Source organism: Achromobacter sp. GbtcB20 (assembly GCF_019091095.1).
Lineage (GTDB): Bacteria > Pseudomonadota > Gammaproteobacteria > Burkholderiales > Burkholderiaceae_B > Achromobacter > Achromobacter mucicolens.
Genome location: NZ_JAGXJZ010000384.1, coordinates 1 through 317 on the forward strand (window position 1 = coordinate 1; position 317 = coordinate 317).

1 protein-coding gene is annotated in these 317 nt (G+C 62.1%); it reads left to right on the forward strand.

Translation table 11 applies throughout. From position 1 onward, the window contains the following. Positions 1 to 177: 2-oxo acid dehydrogenase subunit E2 (locus KVT32_RS29430; protein ID WP_217619356.1), on the forward strand; the 177-nt coding region annotated here is incomplete at its 5' end. Positions 178 to 317: the final 140 nt, after the last annotated feature.

Here is a 317-nt window from a genome sequence, read left to right on the forward strand (position 1 = left end):
GTGCACGCGTCCAAGGACCGCGCTGTCGTGGAAAACGGCCAGATCGTCATCCGTCCGATGAACTACCTGGCCATGTCGTACGACCACCGTATCATCGACGGCCGCGAAGCCGTGCTGGGCCTGGTCGCCATGAAGGAAGCGCTGGAAGATCCGGCGCGCCTGCTGCTCGACCTGTAATCCCGCGGTAACGTAGCAGGTAGGTAATTCAAGTAGTACCCGGACATGCGCGCCGCGCGCGCATGTCCACCGACTAGTGAGGACTGCCATGATCTCCGATGAAATCCGGCGTTTGCACGAACTGCACCAGGCCGGCGCCT